The organism is Gracilimonas qinghaiensis (assembly GCF_046602855.1).
In the GTDB taxonomy this organism is placed as follows: Bacteria; Bacteroidota; Rhodothermia; order Balneolales; family Balneolaceae; genus Gracilimonas.
Genome location: NZ_JBKINJ010000001.1, coordinates 1,747,040 through 1,773,318 on the forward strand (window position 1 = coordinate 1,747,040; position 26,279 = coordinate 1,773,318).

The following is a 26,279-nucleotide window of genomic DNA, read 5'->3' on the forward strand; positions in this document are numbered from 1 at the left end:
TCATATGAGTAATAAAAACTCTTTGCTTTGGACAGTCAAAATGGCGTGGCGTGATTCAAGATCTCATCGATCCAAGCTGTTTCTTTTTATGGCTGCTATTATTGTCGGAGTTGCAGCTCAGGTTGCGATCACTTCATTCAGGTCAAACCTAAACAGTAGCATTGAGAGTCAAGCCAAGGAATTGCTTGGAGCAGACCTTGAGGTAGAACGCAATGCTCCATTCCAGGAAGAACTGCAGACCGTACTTGATTCGCTGGGTGGCGATGTCTCTACTGCCCTTGAGTTTAATTCTATGGCATTTTTCCCGGAAAACGGGAATACGCGGCTTTCACAGATCACAGCTATAGAAGGTAACTTTCCATTTTATGGAGACTTGATCACTGAACCCTCATCAGCAGCCGAAACTTTTCAAACTAATGGGGGAGCACTGGTAGATGAACCCGTCATGAGATTATTTGACCTGCAACCCGGTGATTCTGTAAAAATAGGACAGGTTACTTACGAGATCGAGGGAACATTGATAGAGATACCCGGACAACCCGTTGCTGCTTCTTTTTTTGGACCCAGGATCTTCATACCAAAAGAAAATGTGGAAGCAACCGGCCTTCTCCAAAGGGGAAGCAGACTTGAATATGTATCCTGGCATAAGTTTCCCGATGGTACAGATATGAACTATGTGGATGATAGACTCGATGATCTGCGTGACGAACAAGGTCTGCGTTTCGGCTATGATACAGTTGAAGAACGAGAGGAAGAAGTAGGTGAAGCAATTTTATATTTATCCAACTTTTTAAATCTTATTGGTTTTATCGCTCTGCTGCTTGGTGGAATAGGAGTGGCAAGCTCTATTTTTGTGTACATCAGGCAAAAGATCAATACCGTAGCTGTACTCCGCTGCGTGGGAGTATCATCGAATCAGGCTTTATTGATCTACCTGATCCAAGCTGCCTCGATGGGGTTTGTGGGTTCTGCATTAGGAGCTATGATAGGATCAGGCATTCAGATGTTCTTACCCGTTCTTGTTCAGGATTTCCTTCCGGTAGATATTGAACTTTACATCTCCTGGACCTCAGTGGCCATTGGAATTGGAACTGGATTGGTTATATCCGTTCTCTTTGCCTTATTTCCACTTTTAGCCGTTAAAAAGATCTCCCCACTATATTCTATCAGAAGCATTCAGATCAACCTGGCTCAATTACTCTCGAATAACACAAAGATTACTCTGTCAGCTGTACTATTGTTATTTGTAACCACCTATGCCTGGATCATGATCGGTGAGATAATACCTTCCCTGGCATTCACTGGTGGATTGGTAGCATGTTTGCTGTTATTAACCGGTTTTGCAAAGTTGATCATGAAGGGCTCACGAAAGTTTTTGCGTGCCGGTTTTTCATATGAACTCAGACAAGGATTAGCTAACCTATACCGACCTAATAATCAAACAACTACCCTTTTACTCACTTTCGGTCTGGGAGTAACTATGATCAGTTCCCTTTATCTGACACAGGATATGTTACTAGATCAAATCGATTTTGGTGGACAGGAAGACCTGCCAAACCTTGCCTTATATGACATCCAGTATGATCAAAATGATGGAGTGAATGATATTATAAGGTCAAACGGACATGAAATTCTCCAAAATGTACCCATAGTGACGATGAGGATACAATCCATCAACGGAATGACCCCTGCAGAATTAAGAGAAGACACCACTGCCAACCCTCGAGGCTGGGCTTTAAACCGAGAATATCGTTCTACCTATCGTGATTCGTTATTGCCTACCGAATCCATTGTTGATGGCGAATGGATCGGCAGAGCTGAAGGATTTGATCAGGTCGTGCCTATATCAGTTGAGGTTGATCAGATGGAAGATCTGGATGCTTCCATTGGTGATACATTGACCTGGGATGTGCAGGGTATTCCAATACAGACTTATATTGCAAGCACCAGAACCGTTAAATGGGATCAGCCTTCACCAAACTTCTTTGTAGTCTTCCCTGCAGGGGTACTTGATAATGCCCCTCAATTCTTTGCCACCACAATCAAAACTGACGGGCGTGATTCATCACTTGAACTTCAGCAGAAACTGGTGCAAGCTTATCCAAATGTTTCAGCAATAGATGTGGGACTTGTTTTCGAGACGGTTCAAAATTTTCTGGGCAAAGTAACCTTTGTTATTCAGTTCATCGGTTTGTTCAGTATCATAACCGGCTTGATCGTACTGGCCGGATCAGCAGCCACTTCACGCTTTCAAAGAATTCGAGAAGCTGTACTATTAAGAACACTTGGGGCCTCAAAAAAACAGGTCATCAAGATACAGATCATCGAATATGCCCTACTTGGAATCATGGCATCTATGACCGGTTTGATACTCTCATTGGGTGCAAGTTATCTGATCGGTTATTTTTACTTTGAGATCAATTTTGTCCCGGATTTCTTTATTATAGGGGTAGAAATAATCATTCTTACTACATTGGTCTTACTGATAGGTCTACTGAATACGCGTGGCATTCATAACAAACCGCCATTAGAAGTTCTTAGAGCTGAAGTAGAATAAAAAAGAGCCCTATTTAACGGAACATTTTTATCTTATGTTGTTTAATAACAATGAATACCAACAAAAGAGAGGATCTACATGAAAACTAAAAGTTTAAAATTTATTTTATTCGGCTTAATACTTGCCCTTCCATTTACTGCTTGTCAAAACTGGAGTAAAACAGCCAAAGGAACAACTATTGGAGCGGGTGCCGGGGCATTGGCAGGAGCTGTGATAGGTAAAGCGGCAGGTAATACAACTACTGGTGCTATTGTAGGTGCCGCTGTAGGTGGTGCAACAGGTGCCGCAATTGGAAACTATATGGATCGTCAGGCGAGAGAATTGGAACAAGACCTCGAAAACGCTACTGTTGAACGCGTCGGTGAAGGTATCAAGATCACTTTTGATTCCGGAATCCTGTTTGATTTTGACTCTTTTGCTTTAAAAGATCAGTCAAAAGAAAACATTGCCGATCTTGCTGAGATCTTAAATAAGTATGAGGATACAAACATTATGTTTGGAGGACATACTGACAGCCGTGGTTCAGAAGAATACAATCAGGAGCTATCAGAAAAACGTGCTCGTTCCGTAGCAGAATATGCCGCCTTTACCGGTGTAGATGCTGAGAGAATGACCATTGTAGGTTATGGAGAAGAACAACCTGTTGCCACAAACGATACCGAAGCCGGGCGACAGCAAAATCGACGGGTTGAGATCGCTATCTGGGCCAATGATGAACTGAAAAAAGCTGCTGAAGAAGGCCGAATAGGCAACTAATTTAGTTTTATAATCTTTTCAAAGTCCTGTATGATATCATGCAGGACTTTTTTTATTTATACTTACTTTATAACAAAGTCACCAGATATCAAATATTATGGTAAAAAAGATTTCCAAAAGGATTCCCGTACCTCACTTTCTTCGTCATAAAAAGCATTCCAAAGAACCTGGTCAGGCTCCGGGAACCTTACAATTTACTGGTGAAAAGAGAATTGAGAATGTACAGCTCAACCTTTTAGACTATGATGTTGAGCAACTTGGTGAATATGACATCACCGAAATTGAAGAAAGTAAACCTTATCTGGAATCACCTTCTAAAACATGGGTCAATGTACTCGGGCTTCACGATGTTGAAAAACTAAAACATATCTGGAGCTATTTTGGGCTTCACCCACTAATACAGGAAGATATCCTCAATACCAATCAAAGGGCTAAGATCGAAGAATATCCGGATCAGGTATTTTTCGTTCTCCGTATGATGAGTATCATGGAGGAAACAGGAGAACTGAATGTAGAACAAGTGAGTATAGTGTTATATGAAGACAGTGTTCTTTCCTTTCAGGAAGATGATTACCCGATTTTTGAACCGGTACTACACCGCTTGCGAAATAAAGCTCCACGTTTGCGTAAAGAAGGCCCTGATTATCTTGCCTACGCGCTAATTGATACCATAGTGGATCATTACTTTAAAGTAATGGAAAAACTAGGCGATGAGATCGAGATACTTGAAGATCACATAATTTCCAGTGCAGATGATGACATTCCTGAACAGATACATGCTCTAAGGCGAAAAGTTCTTTACCTACGAAAAGCAATTTGGCCACTCAGAGATAGCTTGAATAATCTGCTTCGCGAGGAATCGCCCTTAATTAATGAAGAAAATAAAATATACTTCCGTGATGTTCACGACCACTTGGTTCAGATCATTGACGGGATTGAAAATTACCGAGACATGATAATTGGGATGTTGGATATGTATATGTCTCAGGTTAGTAATAAGATGAATGAAGTGATGAAGGTATTAACGATCATTGCCACTATTTTCATCCCACTTACCTTTCTCGCCGGTATTTACGGAATGAACTTTGAGTATATGCCTGAACTTTCAGTAAAATGGGCTTATCCCGCAATTTGGGTTATCATGATATTGACTACAATTGGAATGCTCATCTATTTTAGAAAAAAGAAATGGCTCTAATATAAAGAGTACTAGAAAAGAATTTTCAGCCCAACCTGTATTTTCAGGACTTGTTTAGTGAATTCAAATGTTGTGGACTGAGGTTGACCGTTAAAATCGATGTAATTGTACAATTCAGATCGGTCATCTTTCTTCAGATAATGGCCTGACACATCGATCAGAAATCCATCACTGACTTTCAGGTCAAAACCTACGGAATAGGTTTTGGTGTCTTCGGGAGTTAATTTACTGATGGCCGGTCTATAAGAATAAGCAGCCCTGATCCCGGTTCTATCGTCCAATTTTTTTCCTACACCGATCTTAAAATTTGTAACCGATTCGTAATTATCTTCCATGAAATTATTCAGGCTTTCCTGTTGAGCTCTGATATCCACTTCATCAACGAGCCTGAGATCACTATCGGTAACAAAGTCGATCTCCGTATCCTGATAGTCTATATACTCAGCAGAAGCTGAAACTGAAAAACCTGCAAAGTCCAGCAGTGCAGCACCTATCTTGAGCTTTCCCGGTTGTTCAATTCTGTATCTGAAGCTGCCATCACTCGCTATATCATAAAAGAACGGTTCCGATCCATCATCTAATGTAGTTTCTATAGAAGAATAATAGTCTTCAGATATCCTGATAGTAGCCGGCAGCATGTAACTTGCACCAATATTCAACCCTGAAAATAACTTATACACAAGTCCCGCGCGGTACTTACCCCCTTGAACATCAACATCAACCTCATCATGTACCAGAATATTATCAATATCGCTGCCTTCGATGAATGTTCCGTCATAGTCATTTTGTGAATCGTATTCCAGGAAATCACGTCTGTAGGTATACTCTCCGGTAAAATAGCTGGCAGAGAATCCAAGAAAAAGATCCTTTCTGAATTCTGTGGCTGCAAAGAAAGAATACTCCCCCATATAGGTACTGTATTTTATATCAGCTTCCTGATCGATACCCGGAAAAGTGCCCGGTGGAAAACCGATCCTAAAAATTGACTCCAAATAGGTCGAGTCCACATCACCCCAATCAATGGCGTAGGTTTGAAAAGCCAATTCATTGTATTCACTGTCAGGGTCCAGAAAAGAGTCCGTGATAGTGTTATCATTGTTTCTGCCGGAAACACGAAAAGCATTATTGGCTGAAGAAGTGCGATTATAACCCCCGCCTATAATAAAACTACCTTGCTTTGTTGGAAAATTATACACGAACCCTAGATCACCAAGTTTAGTAACAGACTGCTCAGCTTCAATATCATTACCTAAATAGAAATTCTCGGTCTTGGTATTCTGGTTGTATAAGCTGAATGAAAATTGACTACCTCCCAATAAAGCCATTGCTGCCGGATTATCGAGATAACTGCCAAACCCATATCCATTTGCTACTGAAGGCATAAAGGATGAAGGATTTCCATTCATGTTTTGATTGCTGAATTCCAGTGCCAGGTTTGGATAGCTTGCTGGACTCAATCCGTTTTGAGCTAGCACAGAACCACTTAAAAATATCAAAGTTATTAAGATTAGATATAATCTCTTCATTGATTAGCCTGATTTATTAATACCGTCTTTTTTACTTGATCAGCTTAGTTTCCGCCACGTGACCGTTTACTAGAACCGGAGTTCCTGGAAGTACTTTTTGAACTGCTGCGAGTGTTGGTACTTCGGCTTACGCTTCGTGTTTTTGAGCTTCGGCTAACACTACTGCTTCTTGTTGAAGAGTTATTGATCGCTTTACGGATAGTTCGTCCAAACACTGAGGAACTTTTGTTATTTCTGACATTTCTATTTCCAAGTTTCCGGTCAGAAGTATTTCTATTCTGAATTGACCTAAAAACATTTCTTTTATCTAAGAATGAGCTTCTGCTGGTATTAACTCTTCTGTTAGTTTCTACCCTTTTAACAGGAACAGAATATACAGAACGGCTAACCCGTGATATTGACGATCTTTCAATATCACTCCTCTTGTTGCTTGAACTCAGATTATCGGATCCCCTGCTTCGTGAAGAACTATTCCCTGATGAGGAGCGTGATCTTTTTACGCTACTTCCTGAACGGTTGTTAGACCTTGATCTCCCAACCGAGGCACCTGACCCATTATTACTAGAGCTTGATCTGTTAATATTGCTTCCTGAACCTCTTGATCGATTTGAACCACTACCGGCTGTTCCTCTTGATCGCGTTACGTTTCCTGAGCTTCTGCCAACTGAACCGGATCGGCCTGTACTTCTAACACGAGAACCACTGTTTATTCCTCGAGTCCTGATCGAAGATCCTCTGGTTCTTGGAGTGTAATCAGATTTTGATCTGCTTCTGTATGAATCTCTATTGACTAACCCACTGTTTCTTGGACCTTTTCGGTATAATTCCGCACTTCTTCTGTAGCGATTTGTTTTGTTATAGCTGTTGTAGATCACAAGGGTATTGTAGTAAGGATTTCCATAAAATCCACCATATCCGTAATTAGAATAATATCCATAGTATTGATAAGGATGGTACATATACATTGGAAAACCTGAGCTAGTGTAATACCAGTAACCGGTTGGACTATAAAGGTCATATCGCCAGTTTGAAACCCAAAGGCCACTAAATCCACTAAAATGCAGACCAAATCCTGCTCCCCACATATAATGTCGGTGGAATCTGTGGCTATTCAAATGCCAGCTGTTGTAAGCCCATGGTTTGTAGCCGTAAAAGTATGAATTTCTGGCATATTTCTGCGCTGCTCTTTCATACCCACCATCGAAGCCGTCGTCATAACCATTTCCATATCCATCTTCATACCCTTTCCAATAGACATTGTCGGCATAATTTTCTTTATACCAGTTCTCGGTCTTATAGTCTTTATAGTATATTCCAGCTTCTTCTAGTGCAGCATAATCTTCATCATAGTAATCAGCACTGTAGGCCTGTCGCCCCTGATTCTCTCTATATTCATCATATCTGTTAGACCTGACAGCATCAGGGTTTTCACGACCATCTTCAAAGCCATCCCAAGCATAATAATCTGAGTAGCGATCGTGCTCAGGAAAGGATTTTTCATAAGCCTGGAACTGTGTGTAACAGCCTGAGAATATTAATGGAATGATCAGTAAGGATAATCGACTGAATATTTTTGAAGCTTTCATGGGTCTCACCTTCTAAGTGATTATTAATTTCTTAACTGAATATGTCTCATCCCACGGAAAAAAAAAGTCACATGATAATGTTAGTCTAAATTTCACCTCTCAGTGATTTGGCTATGACCTCTGCCTTGGAATTAACGTGTAGTTTCTTGTAAATATTGCGAATATGTGCTCTTACCGTGTCTATAGAGATATCATATCTGTCAGCTATAAGTTTATAACTGAGTCCATCTACTAAACCGTTCACTATATCCTGTTCACGATTTGTGAGCATACTGTCCTCATTCTTTTTGGGTGCCTCTTCGTTGAAATGAGAGATCACCTTTCTGGCGATCTGAGGTGACATTGGTGCCCCACCCTTCAATAAGTTTTGGATGGACTCTTTAATTTCCGGCAGTGAAGTATGCTTCAATAAATAACCTGAGGCACCTGCTTTAAGTGAATCAAAGATCTTGTGTGAATCATGATATACAGTAAGCATGATGATCTCAATTTCAGGGTATTTACCCTTAATCACTTCCATTCCTTTGATGCCGGACATTCCGGGTAGTTGTATATCCATTAATATCACATCAGGATGCTTGTGCTCTTCTAAATAGTCAAGCATTTCTTCTACAGAATCTACCGCAACCGGACATTCCATATCTTTCTGCATATCAAGATACCTTTGGATCAAATCTCTGATCTTTTTATTGTCTTCAACTATTCCAATAATGGCCATAATGTCACCTTTGATTAGGCTTTAGCTTTCCCTTAACTGTGATGGAAAAACCATTTTCTGTATTAATACTAATATCTGCGCCAATTCTCTTCGCTCGCATTTCCATATTACGGAGCCCATGCCCGGTTTTCTTAGTTCCTCTTCCGGTGGTACCATTGTCTAATATATTGAATTCGAAGCTTCCATTTTGATTTTCCATTTTAATGACAACTCGATCACCGTTAGAGTATTTAGCTATGTTGTTTACAGCTTCTTTAAATATCAGGTATACATTCTCTTTTACTGAAACTGGCAGTTTATTATCCATATTCAGGTTTTCGAAATCATACCAAACATCCATGTTCTTCTTTTCGAGTGTATTTAAAACATAATCCTGCATTCGGTCTGTCAGGTCGCCCAGAGTGTCGTTTCTTGCATCGATCGACCAAACAATATCATCCAAGCTTGATACAATTTTCCGACAATTATCACCGATCTGAGCCAATGATTTCTTGATCTCTCCCTGAATATCTCCGGCCAATAAAAAATCTGACTGAAGAGCGATCTCTGTTAAACTGGCACCTACATCGTCATGAAGGTCACTGGCAATACGAACACGCATTCGCTCTATATCGATCATTTTTCTTACCCTGTAGTAGTTATAGAACAAATAGATGATACCTACGATTATCGATCCGATCAGTATCCAAAACCACCATTGCATCCAAAACGGAGCTGAGATCACGAACTTGAGCTCCTCAACCTCAGGACTCCATGCACCGTTGATATTTCGTCCATGAATTTTAAATGTGTATTCCCCTGGTGGCAAGGAAGGATATTTAACACTTCTCGAATTTGTTCTTTGCCATTCAGGATCTATACCGCTCAATTGGTATTCATATAGGATCTGATTTGGTGCCGAAAAATTAATTCCGGTATAACTGATCTCAACATAATTCTCCCGATGAGAAAGTTTAAATTCTCTGTCGGGTTCATAATCCCTTCCCGAGGCATTAACAGCTGTAATATGCACCTTTGGAGGAACCTGACTGACCGAGTATCGATTTGGGTCAAACCGGCTCAATCCTTCCACCGTACCAAACCATAAAACACCACTACTATCTTCATACACAGCGCCAAGGTTTAACTCGTTTGTGATCAAACCGAGTTCTTTATTCAGGATCTTAAAGCTAAGGTTTCTGTTTCTATCATTTGAACTAAAATAGGCATCTTTATCAAATCGTATGACTCCTTCAGTTGAACCGATCCAATAAAACCCTTCTGAATTCTTATATATGAAATAAGCCACATCATCTGGCAGACCGTCTTCCACGGTAATACTTTGAAATTTCAGTCCGTCAAACCAAGCTAAACCACCAAAAGTAGCAGCCCAAATAGTCCCGTCATCATCATGCATCAGGTTCATGACTGCATTATTAGGCAACCCTTCCTGTATAGCAAAACTTTGAAACTCACCGTCAAGGTATCTGGTGATGCCACCATAAGTAGCGATCCATATTGAGCCGTCATCCCCTTCTACTGAATCCAAAACACGATTACTAATGATACCCTCTTCTGTTGTAATTTGCTCAAATTTACCATCTCTATAGTGAACAATTCCATCATCATAGGTACTTATCCAAAAGCTGCCATCAGAGGCTTCCATTACGTTTCGAACCTTTCGGAATGGAAATTCTTTATCCTGGAATACCTTCAAATAACCGTTTGATACCCTGGCCAGTCCTTCTCTCATTCCAATCCAAATATCCCCATTTGAATCCTTGAAAAGTGTATAGACCTGATTGTCCGGTAGAGACGAATTTTCTTGATATGGTGTTAAGTTTCCATCTTCATAAATGGTAATACCGCCACCATAAGTGGCTATCCATATCCTGCCGTTTTGATCTTCTGTGAAAGAGGTCACAAGATTATTCGTCAAACCAAGTTCAGTATCATAATTCGCGAAGTAATCGCCAATGAAGAAATTCACGCCGCCCCCAAAGGTTCCAAACCATACATTTCTTTCACTATCAATTAAGCTGGAGTAAATGATCTCATTTGAAATACCGGATCCGGCATCAAAATTCTTGAAATCCTCACCATCAAAATGACTTATCCCTCCTTCCGTCCCGATCCATAATTCACCTTTCTCAGTGATCGAAACGGTCCTGATGAGATCATTAATGAGTCCATCCTGTACATCAAAAACTTTAAATTCCTTTCCATCATATTTTACCAGACCACTCCGAGTCCCAATCCATACAGTCCCACTCTGATCTACTTTTACATCCCGGATCCGATTGGCCGGCAGACCTTCATCTGTACCATAAGTTCTGAAATTACCGTTTTCAAGTACTGTAAGACCATCTCTAGTTGCAAACCATAAGGTGCCATTCTCGCTTTCAGCAACTGCCCTTACCCTATTATCACCAAGACCATTTGAAGTAGTGTATTGAGCAATTTGAATTCCATCAGAATAATGCCACACCCCATTCCCATCAGTACCAAACCACATGTCACCAAGCATATCCTGATAAATACTTATGACTGTACTGTTATTCAAAGCACTGTAGTCAGGATCAGTATGGATACTGTCATCCTTTATAAAATTTACCCCAGCCTCTGAGCCAATCCAGATAATTCCCCGGTCATCTTTCAATAGTGACCGCAAACGACTGCTGTTCAATCCCTGCTCTTCAAAATAATTACGAAAATTGACTCCATCATATCGGTTCAGCCCAAACCCGGTAGCCAGCCAAATGTAGCCATTATCATCTTGGGCAATATCATAGACTACTGATTCACTTAAGCCTTGTTCAATAGAAAACGCTCTGAAAGGGTAACGTTGAGCCTGAGCTAATTCTATTAGGCTAAAAAATAGCGTGATTATGAGTATGGTCTGTTTCATGTCAGTAAATGTAACGCAAACAAATCAGCATTAGTAGGCCTTAAAATGATATAAATTAAAAAGCCCTGCATCTGATATCAGATACAGGGCTTATCTCACGATAAATTAATTTTAATTAACCTAAGTAGGCTCTCAGTGCAGCACTTCTATTGTGATGTCTTAATTTTCTAAGTGCTTTTTCTTTGATCTGACGTACACGCTCACGTGTCAGGTCAAAACGTTCTCCAATTTCTTCTAAAGTAAGAGAATGTTCACGACCTATACCAAAATAAAGCCGGATCACTTCAGCTTCACGGGTAGTCAGTTTTGAAAGTGCTCTTTCGATCTCAACTTTCAAAGATTCCCCCATTAGATCAAAATCCGGATTTGGGATCTCCTCGTTTTCTAAAACGTCAAGAAGCCTGTTGTCTTCACCTTGTGCAAAAGGTGCATCCATAGATAGGTGACGGCCGGAGATCTTGAGTGTATCTGCAACTTCACCAACAGTCATTTCAAGACTTTCAGCAAGTTCATGAGCTGAAGGCACTCGTTCATACTCCTGCTCCAGCTTCGAAAGTTCCTTACCTATCTTGTTTAAAGCACCTACCCTGTTAAGAGGTAAACGAACAATACGAGATTGCTCAGCCAAAGCCTGCAGTATAGATTGGCGAATCCACCAAACCGCATATGAAATAAACTTAAATCCACGGGTTTCATCGAAACGTTTGGCTGCTTTGATCAAACCAAGATTTCCCTCGTTGATCAAGTCGCCCAGAGAAAGACCTTGGTTTTGATACTGTTTAGCTACAGAAACAACGAAACGGAGGTTAGCTTTCGTAAGATCTTCAAGTGCTCTCTGACTCCCTTTCTGAATTTCTTTGGCCAGACGAACTTCATCATCCGGTGTAATTAATTTCTCTTTTCCAATTTCGTGCAGATAGCGATCTAATGACTCTGACTCACGAGTAGAGATTCCAGAACTTTTTGCCACTGTGTATATATGGTTTAATGAATGTTAGAGTAAGCAGGTGCGCAGACAATTTTAATATAATCTTATATTAGATAGTCACGTATCTTAAGCATAAATATTGCGCCTACATCTTAATGAAATTTACAATTAGCCAATATAAGCAATTATTGCTTCAATTTTAAATACGCATTGTCAGCTTTTTATAGATCATCGGATAGGCCACTATCCTATTTTATAAAAGATTTTCCCGGAAAATTATTCGGTAGTGTAAAAAAAGACGCTATACTTTTTGCAATATTTGAGAAGGTATCACCTGTTCCCAGGTTTTCCTTAATTGCCATACCTTTTGGAAATACCAGCAGTGGTACAAACTCTCTTGAGTGATCCGTGCTTTCTGAACAAGGATCGTTTCCATGATCTCCTGTAATAATTAGAAGATCATCTTCGCTAATCATTGAAACAATAGCAGGTATTGCCTTATCAAATTCTTCAAGACTTCCTGCAAATCCCTCCGGATCCAGGCGGTGCCCAAATAACTGATCCGTATCGATCAGGTTTACAAATACCAAACTATTATCCAGATCAGACATCAGACTGAGTAATTCAGTTATTCCCTGAGCATTACTTTTTGTGGGGTGAGATTCAGTGAAGCCTACACCTGCAAAAAGATCGGCGACTTTCCCTACAGAATGAGTTTCAAACCCAGCATCCTGTAACTTTTTCACCAAATTATTTTCTGGGGGAATGGAAGAATAATCATGCCTTTGATCGGAGATGCGTTCAAAATTACCTGGTTTTCCCTTGAAGGGCCGGGCTATGACTCGCCCAACCTCATGTTCATCTATACAAACTTTATGCCTTGCGATATCACACCATTCGTAAAGATTTTTAACAGGAATTATATCTTTATGGCAAGCCACCTGAAAGACACTGTCTGCTGAAGTATAAACGATCGGATATCCAGTTTTCAGATGTTCTTTACCATAATCACGAATTACATCGGTTCCTGAATAAGGTTTGTTACACAAAACCCCCTGGACCCCAATTTCAGCACAAAAAATCTCTATAACTTCTTCCGGAAAACCATCAGGATAGGTTGGAAAGGCTCGATCTAAATGTATACCGGAAATTTCCCAGTGACCGGTGGTCGAGTCTTTACCGGCAGATACCTCTCTGAGTTTTCCATAAGCGGCCAGTGGATCATCATTTTCAGAAACTGAAGCAAGTGGAATAATATTTCCAATTCCCATTTTTTGCAGATTTGGCAGCTTAACACCTGTTTCCTCACAAACATGACCAAGTGTGTTCATATCAGAATCGCCGTATTCAGCAGAATCTTCCTGTGCTCCTACCCCAAGGCCATCAATTACGATCAAATACACATTCCCCATTACGCTTCCACTACCTCAGCTTCACTGTCATTCATTACATTATTCAGTGCCTTTTTCGCACGATCAACGGCTTGATAATTATTTACTGTATCAGCGGTTAGTTTTGTGTATCCAGCTTTAAATTCTGCCCGTATCGATCCCCCAATAGACAGCTCCAGACCATATTCCATTCTTGATCTTACCTTGTCTATCCAGGTAGTTACAGCCTCTTCATCATCGCTCTGAATAATGAACATATACACGTAATCTGAATTATAACCCATATAACCGGGAATCCCATGAACAGATGGATTAAGAGCTGAAACAAAATCTGTCTGAATTTTTTGCAGATCCTCAAGTCGGTATTTTGTTCTCAATCCCGAAACGTCATCAGGGGAAATAAAACCTATCCACGTATTGTCTGATCCTCCCTTTTTTAATCGCTCAAGTTCGCACGTCAAACTCAGCTCCCACAATTCTGGCATATAAGCTCCAAAATTCTGTGTGAATAATTCAGAAGCAGCCTCTGGTTTTTTGATTGATGTTTGAATACTTAGAGAAGCTATCCGCACCAGGTTGATCAGTTTATGCTTAGTGGAATCTTTAAAAGTCAAAGGGTCATTGTCGTAACATACTACCACACCCTGCCTCCGGTCGTTGATCATGATCGGTATGGCAAGCGAAGCTCCATCTGTTCTTGTTTCAGAAGATGAGATCCGCCGTGGATTATTGTTAAAATGCATCGTAAAGACAGGCTCACCCTTTTCAAGGGCATCATAGGCAACGCTTTTTTCCTGCAACTGCAAACCCAATTTTGGTGGATTCTTAGCTTTAACAGCTCTTAGTATAAGATTCCAGGATTCCATCCCGGGTGCTAAAAATACAGCACCACCACCCGGCAAGTTACTTTGAATCTCATTCAGCATATTTTCAAGTATCTCTACCCTATGCTGCCTGAAATCAATTTTTGTTACTGATTTCTCGTATTTTTCCCATTGCTCCTGACCTTCATGCAGATCTACTACTTCAAGGTAGGTATCCAAAACATTCACCAAAGCGTTATTGTAAGAAAGGATCCTGTCATGGATCAATTCCTGATCGATATCCTTTTCACTTTCAAGGACCGTTAGAGCAACCGTTTCCCCCTTGTTTATAAATGGTATAATGAGAATGCTTTTAGCTTGAACAAAATCAAAATAATGCATCAGTTTGGCTTTAGAAATATCCTCTCCAACTACCAACTGAATAATATCTTCGGCATCCTGAAATTCATTTAGAAAATGATTTTCGAAATTTACTCGGTCTTTAAACATTACGTTTGGAAGACGTGTGCTATTGGTTTCCCATACAAATTGCTCTCTTGAACGGTTAACCCAACACATATGAGCCAGCTCCACTCCGGTTGAGGTTCTTAGCAAATGCACCAAATCCTGTATGATCTGCTTGAACTCTCTGAGCGCTTTATCCTGTCGATCTAATGACATTTTTTAAATTTATTTCTAAATGTACTATTCTGATTTAGTTTAGGAAATTCTATCCACACTTCCTTATTCGTTACCACCGGGAAGGTTTTTATATCTTCTTTGCCATTTTCTCGGCCTCTTCAACCATCTTCCTGAAGGAATTCAGGCCTTTATCCCAGAAATCTGGCTCTGTGATATCAAGCCCCATTTTTGCCACTAGATCCTCCGGCCATTCGGATCCTCCAGCACTCAATAACTCCAGATACTTATCCGAAAAACCATCAGGCCGCTGAGTGTATTCTTCATAGAGTGCCAAAACCAATAGTTCACCAAAGGCATAAGCGTACACATATCCCGGAGTATGTAGAAAGTGAGGAATGTAGCTCCACCAAATCCCATACTCTTCAGTCAATGTAACTGAATCACCATATAAAGCCTTTTGCTGTTCCATCCATAGTTCCGAAAACCGCTCGGTGGTGAGCTCACCTTCTTCACGACGTGCTGTATGAATGGCATATTCAAATCGGTTCATTGATATCTGACGAAATACCGTAGCAATGGTATCATCAATTTTACCAACCAAAAGAGCAAGTTTTTCTTTTGGATCATCCAATTCTTTCATCAGTTTTTGGAAGACCAGCATTTCCCCAAAAACTGAGGCTGTTTCAGCAGTTGTAAGTGGTGTAGAGGACTGCAAAACACCCTGCTGACGTGATAAATACTGATGCACGCCGTGACCAAGCTCATGGGCAAGGGTTTGCACATCACGGATCCTGCCATCAAAATTCATAAAAACAAAGGGGTGAACAGAGGGAACAGTTCCTGCAGAATACGCACCACCTCGTTTCCCCGGTTTTATAGCAGCATCTATCCAATTCTTCTCAAAAAATTCATTTGTTATCTCACCCATTTTAGGATGAAATTTCGAGTACGAATCCATTACCATTTCACGGGCAGAATTCCACTTGATAGTGGCTTCGTTCTGAAGCATTGGAGCATACCGATCGTAATCCTTCATCTCATCCAAACCAAGAAGCTTTTTCTTAAGCTTATAATAGCGCTGCACCAATTCATACTGACCGGTTACTGATTCAACAAGTGCATCAACGGTTTCACGATCGGTCTGATTGGCAAGATTCCTGGAATCTATCCAGCTTTCATATTTGCGGAGCTTATCGTTGGTAGACTTATCTGCCAATATGGTATTGAATATAAAAGTAAGTTGACGGCTCAGGTCTTTGAATTTTTTGGTCAGCGAAGCGTGGGCTCTGACTCGAAGATCTCGGTCACTTTCGTGCAGCTTACTTAGCACCTCCTGTTCACTTAGCTCCTCACCATCCAATTCAAATTTAGCGGCGCCAAGTGTTTCATCAAAAAACCGAACCCAGGCACTTCGTCCGGTAACAGACTTGGCAGACATGATCTTTTCCTGCCCTTCTTCAAGAACGTGATCTTTGTAACGGCGTGAACTTTCGAGGTAATGTTTGTAATTTTTCAGCTCATCACTCTCAATAAGTTTTTGAGCTTCTTCTTCCGAGACCTTTAACCATTCAACGTCGAGAAACACCAATTTTTGAGAAATTTCAGAGGAAAGTTCATTTGTCTCAGCCACCAGTTTTCCATATTCGGAATTTCCGGTATCTGTTGACCACTGTAGATATGCAAATGAGCCAATTTTTCCGGACGTATCTAAGATCTCCTCATACTCGTCAAGCATTATTTTAAACTTAGCTGCAGGAAGCTCACTGATCTTGCCTCTGTACTTCTTAGCAAAAGCTTCTGCTTCCTCAAGTACCTTTTTTTTGTCTTTGACCAGTTGAGGGTCTTCATTGGATGAATAGAGGTCTGATAAGTCCCAACTAATATCTTCTGCGCCGGTTTTATTATTGGCTGATTTATCTGTCATTTCTTTGAATATATACTCTGCTTTTAATCTGATTTTTGAATTCTGAATATAGGGCTTGCCGAAGGCGAATTAAAGCCTAAAGAAGCCTTTATTTTAATGAAAACCCTTTGTGTTTTTATGAAAAATCATGCGCCCTGATACCTAATAAAGTGGAGCCAAGAAATATTTTAAAATCTTAGTTTCATGTTCTTTGTAAGCTGCTTTAAAAGCTGAATGGTAACCATCGGTAACACGCTGGTTATGGCGATCAGCAACCAAATTCTAAGAGATAGGTCCTGGAAAGATAAGGCATTGCTTATCACTGGCACCATATAAGCGATAATAAGCACAACGATACAAAGTAGCAGCGCCCACCAAACGTATTTGTTACGAGTAACCTGATTGTTAAAGATAGGCTCTTCAGCTTCTCGCATGTCAAATACGTGCCAGAGTTGAGCAAAAGCCAAGCTGAAAAAAGCCACATTATTACTTATAGCATCCGATAGCCCCCAAACCAAAGAGGTAAAAAAGTAAGCTCCCACTATAAAGATACTGAGCACCAAACCATGCATGACGATCATAAACCAATTTTGGTTATTAATAATAGGCTCCTTTGGATCTTTGGGATCATGTTCCATGATGTTTGGGTTGCCCTTTCCAATACCCAGGGCAAGTGCAGGAAATACATCTGATAAAAGATTCAGAAATAGAAGCTGAAGGGGTAGCAATGGTAAGGAAAATACAGAAAAACTAACGGCTGCAATCACCACGATCTCCGACAGGTGATATGAAAGCTGATACATTATAAACCTTCTAATATTTTCAAAAATAATACGTCCTTCTCGCACAGCCATAACGATGGAGGAAAAGGCATCATTCTTCAAAACCATATCAGAAACTTCCTGAGCAACCTGTGTGCCTTTTCTCCCCATAGCAATACCGATATCTGCTTTCTTCAAAGCAGGCGCGTCATTTACCCCATCACCGGTCATAGCTACAATATCCCCATTTTCCTGATAGTATTTGATGAGGTCAAGCTTTTGACTGGGGTCAACTCTGGCAAAAATACGAGTGTTAAGAATTTTCTGCCGATCCTCTTTTTCCACCATTTCTTTTAGGTCACTTCCATGCAAAGCCCGGTCATTCTCCTCGTCGGCTATGTGCACTTGCCTGGCAATATTACGGGCAGTTCCGGGATGGTCGCCGGTTACCATTTGTACTTGAATGCCGGCTTTCTGACAGGTATCCACTGCATCGATTACTTTTTCCCGGGGAGGGTCAATAAAGCCGGTAAGACTTAAAAATGTTAGGTCATGCATTAACTCGCCTTCTACATCCTCATCATCGGAAACTGACCGTTCCATTTCCTTGAAAGCAAAAGCAATTACACGCAGCCCATCCTCTGAAAGTTCTTCATTTCGCTTTCTCCATCTCCTTTTTTCATCCTCTGAAAAACTTTCAACCCCATCAGCACTTTGAATATTCGATGTACGGCTAATAATTGCTTCCGGAGCTCCTTTACACAAAAGCATCACTTTATCATCAATCTCGTATACGGTACCCATGACCATATCTTCCGAATCAAAAGGCTCTTTAGCTATGCTTTTTTTACTTCGAAGTTCCTCAAACTGCTGGTTTGCAAAGGCTCGTCCAAATTGAATCAAAGCTAAATCAAGTGGGTCTCCCTTACCGTTTTCTTCTCCGTTATTATCACCTTCTTCAATTTGCGCATCATTGCAAAGAACGGAAATTTCAAAAAAGCGCTTAAACCGGTCATCAGAAGTTGAAATTTCTCCTGTACCTTCCTCTATATTAACATTTACTGCTTTTTTGCCTTCTTCCCACTCTACATTCATCTTGCCCCCACTGAATTCCATCGCTTTCAGAGTCAGGTTATTTTCTGTAAGTGTCCCCGTTTTATCGGTAAAAATAACCGTTGTCTCTCCCAGTGTCTCTACTGAAGAAAGGCGCTTTACAACAACATTACGATCGGCCAAACGCAGCATGCCTCTGGCAAGAGCAATACTAGCCACAATGGGTAGTCCTTCAGGAATAGCTGCTATAGTCCAGGCAATAGACGTTTGCACAAGTTGATAGACATCTTTACCCGAAATCCATCCTAACACAAAAAAGGCAGTAGCAAGTCCTAGAGTAGCCCATATCAAGTTTTTGGTCAGGCCTTCAAGTTTAACATTTAAGGGATCCTGTTCCTGCTTGGCAGAGCTCACCAATTCTGAAATAGACCCAATTTCAGTATCCATACCTGTGCCAACAACTACGGCTTTGGCATCACCATTTGTAACCGCTGTGCCCTTGTATACCATATTAGAGCGGTCAGGCAAGGATGTTTCTTCTTTAAGTGTATCTGTGGTCTTGGTTACGGGAACAGATTCGCCTGTTAGCGCTGCTTCATCTACAGAAAATTCTGAAACTTCGAGAAGCCGACCATCAGCGGGTACTACATTGCCCGTTTTGAGATGGATGATGTCGCCGGGTGAAAGGTGTTCAGCATCTATTTCTATTTCTTCTCCGCCTCTCAGTACATGTATTTTGACTTTATCTATTTCCTTGAGTGTCTTCATGCTTTCCCGGGCTTGGAATTCCATCCAAAAGCCAATAATAGCATTCAGTACTAAAACGATAAGAATTGCGATGGCCTCCGGATAATCTCCGAAAAAGAAAGCCAGCACGGTGGCCGCACTTAATAAATAGACTACAGGGTTATTGATCTGATCAAGTAAAATCTGAAACAAGCTCTTTTCGTCCTGTTCTTTCAGAACATTAAGGCCGTACCTTGAAAGCCTTTTTTCAACTTCTTTTTCAGAAAGCCCCCGATCAGGGTCAGTATCAAATTGATTTAATACATCCTCAACTTTGCGGGAATGTATATATTCAGTTTTAAATGATCGCTTATCTTCGTCAGGCATATTATATTTTCAAAGCGGATTTAACTATTACTGAATGAATATAGTGCTTAAAAAAGCTAATTTTAGGCCAAAGAATAGCCTATTCAATTCAAAACCTGCAGATATATTCTATTCTGCAGGCTTCGCAAATGACAGTTTATTTACCTAGTATTTTTATTTCAATGTTGCTCGGATATTTCTCATTATGGAATACTCTCTGTGTCACTTTAATGAAATCATCTTCAGAAGCTTCAAAGATATTAGGTACGTAATTTTGAGGATTCAGATCAAATAAAGGAAACCATGTACTTTGAATTTGAACCTGGATCTTATGACCTTTCTTAAATGTATGGTATACATCCTGTAGGGGTAGATTCACATAAGTTACTTTATTCGGTTCAAACGGTTCGGGAGTTTCGTAACTATTCCTGAATCTTCCACGAATAGCTTCACTTCGCACGAGTTGGTGATAGTTATCCAGTTCAACCCCATCCGGTGTGTGTTCACCTTCCTCTACGCTGGGCGGATAAATATCGATCAGTTTTACAAAGAAATCTGAAGCTGTACCTGTTGTTGAAACATAAAGGTTTGCCAACATATCACCTGCCAGGGTTACGTCCTCTTTTAGAACTTCAGTTTCAAACGTTATCACATCAGGTCTCCTTGCAGCAAATCGCTGATCGGAAGTCATGTAGGCTCTGGGAATAAATACTAATTCATCCTCCTCTGTGTAAGGAATGGGATTATCAGGATCACTCACGTATTCGGTATAACCGCCTGTGGCTGGTTCAGGTTTAATATCACTCAGAGATCCATCACCATTAAAATACCATGATGCTTTTTGTGAATTTTTGGGAGGCCATTCTGCAAAGGTGCTCCACTCGCCTGAGCCGGTATCGTACATGTATGCTTCAGGCAATTCTTCATGCTCCGTATCTTTAAGATATTTCATGAAGAATGGATATTCAATCTGCTTTCTGTAAAACTCTGAGATACCTTCTCCAAAATAGATATCACCTACACTTTGATGTCGGTTTGGGCTAGCCCATTGGCCGTGACTCCAGGGTCCCATGATCAGAATATTCTTAGTATCCGGATTCTTCTCCTCTATGGATCTGTATGTATTTAATGGTCCATAAAGATCTTCAGCATCAAACCAGCCGCCAACAGTCATAACGGGATGATCAATATTTTTGAGATGGGGAAGAATGTTCCGGCTCTGCCAGAATTCATCATAGTTCGGATGCTCTGATAATTCCTTCCAGAAAAAATTATCATCGTCATAGTATTCATCTGATTTGCTCAATGGCGTCAACTCATTATATAATAGGTACATATCGTTAGTAAACACTTGGGGAAAATCGTACCAGGACGTATCTGTGGGTCCATCGTGCTGAATGCCGAACAAATTAGTCACATACCAATATCCGAGTGTGTAGGCTCCATGGTGGTGGAAATCATCAAAGAAAAAATCAGCGATCGGAGCCTGAGGTGAAGAGGCTGCCATTGCAGGATGTGCGTCAGGCAGTGCAGCTGTGGTGTAAAAGCCCGGATAAGAAATACCCCACTGTCCAACCTTTCCGTTGTTATTGGGAATGTTATTTATCAGCCATTCAACCGTATCATACGTATCAGAACTTTCGTCAATCTGGCTTTCATCTGATCTATTTGGTGTCATAGTCGTGTATTGGCCTTCCGACATCCACCGCCCTCTCACATCCTGGCACACGATGATAAAACCTGCAGCTTGCAGATCCGGATTTCTTATGACCCGTTCAGGAATTTCATTTTCACCGTATGGTGCACAACTATACGGTGTTCTAGTCATTAAGATGGGAAATTGCCGCGAATTATCATTTGGTGCGTAAACAGTGGTGTATAGTTTTACGCCATCCCGCATTTCAATGTAATGCTGAGACTTTTCATAGTCTGTGCTTTTTAAACTGATTTGCTGAGCGAATACCGGGAAAGCACTCAAAATAAAAGTCAGCAGCAAGGCGATCACTCTTAAATTAGCTGTAAATTTTCTCATGACATTTCTCTATAATTTTTGGGTATTTAATGAAATAATTTAAGCAATTAAAATCCCGATTATATTTTTGAATTTAACACCAGGTACTTTAAAAAACTTATGGAATTATAGTGTTTTACAATATGATAATTTAAGCTTCAAATCAGCAGCTGCATGTATTGATACAGGTCGTGACAAAGAATCTTAAAGAGATATCAAAGGCTCTAAGTTTTATCGTATTTTAAATATGTAATCCTTAATTTTAGGGTTAAATTCTAATACCGGTTATCGGATAAGAATGAATCATATTCCAGGAATTTACATTAGTACTTTAAATCGCTGTAAAAATACCGCACGAGGTTAATCAAACCATTGAAATCACTTGAAGCCGTCTTCGGCCCTAATTCCGCCCTAGTAGAAGAACTATACGACCAATACCAACAGGATCCATCCTCGGTTCCTGCGCACTGGAAACGTTATTTTGATGAGCTGGAAGGTAAACCGGTTGATCAAGCTGAATCTGAAGAGCTTCAGCCAACTGAAACTCAAGTTCCCACTGAGCCAACCCAGAAAAAGAAAGATAGTTCTAAAAAACAAACGAAGCAGAAAGCGGCAAAAGAAGAGCCTGAAGCTCCAAAAAATGCTGAACTTGAGAAGATCAAAGGAGTGGCCACAAAGATCGTCGAGAATATGAACGAATCGATCGAGGTACCTACCGCCACCTCTCTTCGGGTACTTCCTGTGAAAATGATGGTTGAAGACCGTGCAATTATCAACCGACATCTCTTACAACGTAACGAGCCAAAAGCATCCTTCACTCACTTTATTGCATGGGCAATTATTCGGGCCCTCAAAGACTTTCCTAATCTTAATAGCTCCTATCTATATAAGGATGACAATCACTATCGAGTAATACCGGATTCTGTAAACCTGGGTGTGGCTGTTGACCTCAAAAGTAAAGACGGCTCAAGAAACCTTGTTGTACCAAACATCAAGGGCGTCGACAAGATGAATTTTAAGGAGTTTTTGCATGCATATGCTAAACTCATCGAGAAAGCCCGAAACGGTGACCTTCAGATCGAAGATTTTCAGCGAACCACCATCAGCATTACCAATCCGGGGACTATCGGAACTGTATCTTCTGTGCCGCGGCTTATGAAAACTCAGGGTGCTATTATTGCCACCGGTGCCATTGATTACCCTGCTGAATACAGGGCTATGTCTAAAGAGATCTTGAATCAGCTGGGTGTCAGCAAAGTGATGACAGTGACCTCTACCTACGACCACCGCATTATTCAGGGTGCTGAGTCAGGTATGTTCCTTAAGAAAATTGACGATCTGTTAAGCGGGCAGGAAGATTTTTATGATCAGATCTTTGCTGATCTTGACATACCCTATGAGCCGCTTCCTTACGGACAAGATAATTACAGCGGACCGTTTTCAAATAGTCAAAATACACTTGAACATGATCAACGTGTGGTTGGCGTGTACAGACTCATCAATATGTACCGTATGCGAGGCCATGTGCTTGCAGATCTCGACCCACTCGGAAAAGAACCCGGCAAGAATCCGGAACTCGATCTAGAATACTACGGATTGTCTTTATGGGATCTTGACCGCGAATTTTATTGTGGGGGTTTAGGTGGCAAAGAACGCGCTACCTTACGTGAGATTCTGAATCTGCTTCGTGATACCTATTGTGGTAATATTGGTGTAGAATACATGCACCTCCTGGATCTTGAGGAGCGTAAGTGGCTGCGCGAAGCAATGGAATCTACCGGTAACAATGCACAGCTTTCCAAGGATGATAAGCGAGAGATCTTGCATAAACTCAATCAGGCTATGGCCTTTGAGGAGTTCCTGCATAAGAAATACATTGGTCACAAACGTTTTTCATTGGAGGGAGCTGACACTTTTATTCCGATGATCCACTTTATGCTTGAAAAAGCCGGTGAACACGGAATCGAGAAATTCTTTATGGGAATGGCGCACCGTGGCCGTTTGAACATGCTGGTAAATATCATGAATAAGCCTTACCACAAGGTATTTGCTGAATTTGAAGGAAATATCGACCCTGATTCTATTCAGGGATCCGGTGATGTTAAATATCACCTGGGTGCCAAAGGTATTCATAAAACAGCGAATGGTTCTGAAATTGAACTCCAGTTGATGCCTAATCCATCTCACCTTGAGGCCGTTAATCCGGTTGTTGAAGGTGCCGTACGTGCTATGCAGGACCATCACGAAAAAGATGAGCCACGTAAAAGAGTGGTACCCGTACTAATGCATGGTGATGCAGCTTTTGCAGGACAAGGTGTTGTTACTGAAACGCTGAATATGTCTCAGCTTGAAGGTTATAGTACAGGCGGAACCGTTCATATTATTATTAATAATCAGATAGGATTTACAACCCTTCCTAAAGATGGACGTTCCACTGAATACGCATCCGATATTGCCAAGACTATACTTGCTCCTATCTTCCACGTAAACGGAGATACCCCTGAAGCAGCGGTCCATTCTATTCAAATGGCTCTGGATTATCGTCAGAAATTCGGGAAAGATGTAGTTATTGACCTCATCGGTTACCGCAAACACGGTCATAACGAAGGTGATGAACCTGCCTTTACCCAGCCGGGCATGTACAAAGAGATCAATGACCATTCCCCTGTTCGTGATGTATATACTGAGCATTTGGTCAAAAATGGTGAGCTCACAAAAGAAGAAACACAACAGATATTTGATGAATTTGATCAGCTGTTGCAGGAAGCATTTGAAGATGCGAAACAGGCTCCAAATATTGAGGTTACTGATAATCTTATCGATCGGACAGAGACACCTCAAGATGAATGGAAAGACTACCCTGATACCACCCATTCTGCAGAGGACCTCAAGGAAATTGCAGTCAAATTGAATACCGTTCCAAAAGATTTTGATGCGAACCCAAAACTGCTTAAGCAGCTTGCTAAACGTGCTGAAATCGTTAATAATAATGAGAAAAAGATCGACTGGGGCTTTGCAGAGCTTCTTGCTTTCGGATCACTCCTCAAAACCGGAACATCCATACGACTCACAGGCCAAGATGTAGAAAGAGGTACTTTTTCTCACCGACATTCCGTACTTCACGGTACAGAAACCAATCAAAAGTTCATACCTCTTAATAATCTTTCCGAAGACCAAGCAAAATTCCATGTATATAATAGTTTACTCAGTGAATTTGCAGCACTCGGTTTTGAGTTTGGATACAGCGCCGAAAAGTTGGATGCGTTGGTTATCTGGGAGGCTCAGTTCGGTGACTTTGCCAATGGAGCACAAGTTATCATCGATCAGTTTATAAGTTCAAGCGAGGCCAAGTGGGGACAGCGTTCGAACTTAGTCATGAATCTGCCGCACGGTTATGAAGGTCAGGGACCTGAGCACTCATCTGCCAGGCTTGAAAGATACCTTCAACTTTGTGCAGAAGATAACATGCAAGTATTGAATGTTACTACTCCGGCTCAGTACTATCACATGTTGCGTCGTCAGGCCCTTTCTGATGTAAAACGGCCAGCTATCTTGATGACACCAAAAAGTCTGTTACGGCACCCAATGGCAACCTCTAGCCGCGATGAGTTGGCTGAAGGAAAATTTCAACCTTTCATAATTGACAAAGACTTCAGTGATCCAAAAGATCTAAAACGATTGGTCATCTGTTCAGGTAAGGTTTACTACGATCTTCTGAAGTACAGGCAAGAAAACGAGATCAATGACGTAGCCATTGCTCGTCTTGAGCAGTTCTATCCTTTTGCAGATGAAGAGATCGAAGAACAACTCAAGGATTTCACTTCCATTAAGGATATAGTCTGGTGTCAGGAAGAACCTAAAAATATGGGGGCATGGACGTTTGTAGCTCCCCGATTTATGGATCAGCTTCAAAATGGTCAAAAACTACGTTACGTGGGTCGCCAGGCTTCGGCTTCACCGGCTGCCGGGCAGAAAAAAATTCACGAAGCGGAGCAAAACAGACTGGTTGAAGAAGCTATGAAAGTGTAACCATTAACATCCAAGCTATGTCAGCCTCAAAACCGGCCTTAATTTTAGTATTCTTAGTACTTGGTTTTATAGGGAGCTGCTCCAATTCAGGAAGTGATGATTTAGAGGTCCTTGAAGATCATACAGGAATCTTAAGCTGGGGAGGCAGTCCTGCAGTTGACGGTACCGGTCTTCTGCTTGAATCCGGTGATACTATTTATGGCATACCAGGTGACAAGTCTGATCATTCTTACCTATTTCCTGACAACACTAATACAGTAAATATCAGAACTGATATCGTCATTACCGGCAATGAAACAGTCAGAGGTTGGGGTTCCACGTATCCCGAAGCGATTTTGATAAATGCTCAGCGACTGTCTAAACAATCCTAATAATTTTAATAGCGGTGCATAACTAAAGCATGACCACTTTGGTCTATGGTTTTTCATATGCGCATTA

Annotated in this window: 15 protein-coding genes; 5 read left to right on the plus strand and 10 right to left on the minus strand. The window is 41.0% G+C overall.

Annotation, left to right across the window (positions count from 1 at the left end):
• The first annotated feature begins 4 nt into the window (after positions 1-4).
• The 3 genes from ACKGJO_RS07815 (at position 5) to corA (ending at position 4,511) form a co-directional block, all read left to right on the plus strand.
• Positions 5-2,557 carry an ABC transporter permease gene (locus tag ACKGJO_RS07815; protein WP_411322855.1) on the plus strand — a complete coding sequence of 851 codons (2,553 nt, stop codon included), beginning with the start codon at positions 5-7 and terminating at the stop codon, positions 2,555-2,557.
• A 78-nt stretch (positions 2,558-2,635) separates the two neighbouring features.
• Complete coding sequence (locus ACKGJO_RS07820; RefSeq protein ID WP_411322856.1) at positions 2,636-3,313, plus strand: OmpA family protein; 678 nt, start codon at positions 2,636-2,638, stop codon at positions 3,311-3,313.
• Positions 3,314-3,410: 97 nt separating this feature from the next.
• Positions 3,411-4,511, plus strand: a complete 1,101-nt coding sequence (corA, locus tag ACKGJO_RS07825; RefSeq protein WP_411322857.1) for a magnesium/cobalt transporter CorA — start codon at positions 3,411-3,413, stop codon at positions 4,509-4,511.
• An 11-nt stretch (positions 4,512-4,522) separates the two neighbouring features.
• On the opposite strand, the gene ACKGJO_RS07830 is transcribed toward corA, so the two are convergent.
• From ACKGJO_RS07830 to ACKGJO_RS07875, 10 genes are all read right to left on the minus strand, one after another.
• Entirely contained in the window at positions 4,523-5,968 is a 1,446-nt protein-coding gene (locus ACKGJO_RS07830) for a hypothetical protein (protein ID WP_411322858.1), read from the minus strand.
• A gap of 113 nt (positions 5,969-6,081) precedes the next feature.
• Positions 6,082-7,623, minus strand: coding sequence for a hypothetical protein (locus tag ACKGJO_RS07835; RefSeq protein WP_411322859.1), 1,542 nt, complete (start codon positions 7,621-7,623; stop codon positions 6,082-6,084).
• Between the two features lie 85 nt (positions 7,624-7,708).
• A complete protein-coding gene (locus ACKGJO_RS07840) occupies positions 7,709-8,341 on the minus strand; it encodes a response regulator (RefSeq protein ID WP_411322860.1) in 633 nt (210 codons plus the stop codon).
• A 4-nt stretch (positions 8,342-8,345) separates the two neighbouring features.
• Entirely contained in the window at positions 8,346-11,228 is a 2,883-nt protein-coding gene (locus ACKGJO_RS07845; protein WP_411322861.1) for a sensor histidine kinase, read from the minus strand.
• Between the two features lie 115 nt (positions 11,229-11,343).
• The gene (locus tag ACKGJO_RS07850) at positions 11,344-12,198 is read right to left on the minus strand and encodes a sigma-70 family RNA polymerase sigma factor (RefSeq protein ID WP_255132498.1); all 855 of its coding nucleotides are present in this window, start codon (positions 12,196-12,198) and stop codon (positions 11,344-11,346) included.
• 206 nt (positions 12,199-12,404) lie between these two features.
• Positions 12,405-13,568 (minus strand): phosphopentomutase, encoded by a 1,164-nt coding sequence (locus ACKGJO_RS07855; protein ID WP_411322862.1) that lies wholly within the window; start codon positions 13,566-13,568, stop codon positions 12,405-12,407.
• The gene (locus ACKGJO_RS07860) at positions 13,568-15,031 is read right to left on the minus strand and encodes a GAF domain-containing protein (RefSeq protein WP_411322863.1); all 1,464 of its coding nucleotides are present in this window, start codon (positions 15,029-15,031) and stop codon (positions 13,568-13,570) included. The genes ACKGJO_RS07855 and ACKGJO_RS07860 overlap by 1 nt, the downstream gene beginning before the upstream one ends.
• An 88-nt stretch (positions 15,032-15,119) precedes the next feature.
• Entirely contained in the window at positions 15,120-16,916 is a 1,797-nt protein-coding gene (locus ACKGJO_RS07865) for a M3 family oligoendopeptidase (protein ID WP_411322864.1), read from the minus strand.
• Positions 16,917-17,083: 167 nt separating this feature from the next.
• Entirely contained in the window at positions 17,084-19,822 is a 2,739-nt protein-coding gene (locus ACKGJO_RS07870; RefSeq protein ID WP_411322865.1) for a cation-translocating P-type ATPase, read from the minus strand.
• 136 nt (positions 19,823-19,958) lie between these two features.
• A complete protein-coding gene (locus ACKGJO_RS07875; RefSeq protein ID WP_411322866.1) occupies positions 19,959-21,833 on the minus strand; it encodes a CocE/NonD family hydrolase in 1,875 nt (624 codons plus the stop codon).
• 351 nt (positions 21,834-22,184) lie between these two features.
• On the opposite strand from ACKGJO_RS07875, the gene ACKGJO_RS07880 reads away from it, so the two are divergent.
• Together ACKGJO_RS07880 and ACKGJO_RS07885 are read left to right on the plus strand one after the other, a co-directional pair.
• Positions 22,185-25,841: a multifunctional oxoglutarate decarboxylase/oxoglutarate dehydrogenase thiamine pyrophosphate-binding subunit/dihydrolipoyllysine-residue succinyltransferase subunit gene (locus ACKGJO_RS07880; RefSeq protein ID WP_411322867.1), complete on the plus strand. Its 3,657-nt coding sequence runs from the start codon at positions 22,185-22,187 to the stop codon at positions 25,839-25,841.
• A gap of 17 nt (positions 25,842-25,858) precedes the next feature.
• The gene (locus ACKGJO_RS07885) at positions 25,859-26,212 is read left to right on the plus strand and encodes a hypothetical protein (protein WP_411322868.1); all 354 of its coding nucleotides are present in this window, start codon (positions 25,859-25,861) and stop codon (positions 26,210-26,212) included.
• Positions 26,213-26,279 lie beyond the last annotated feature (67 nt).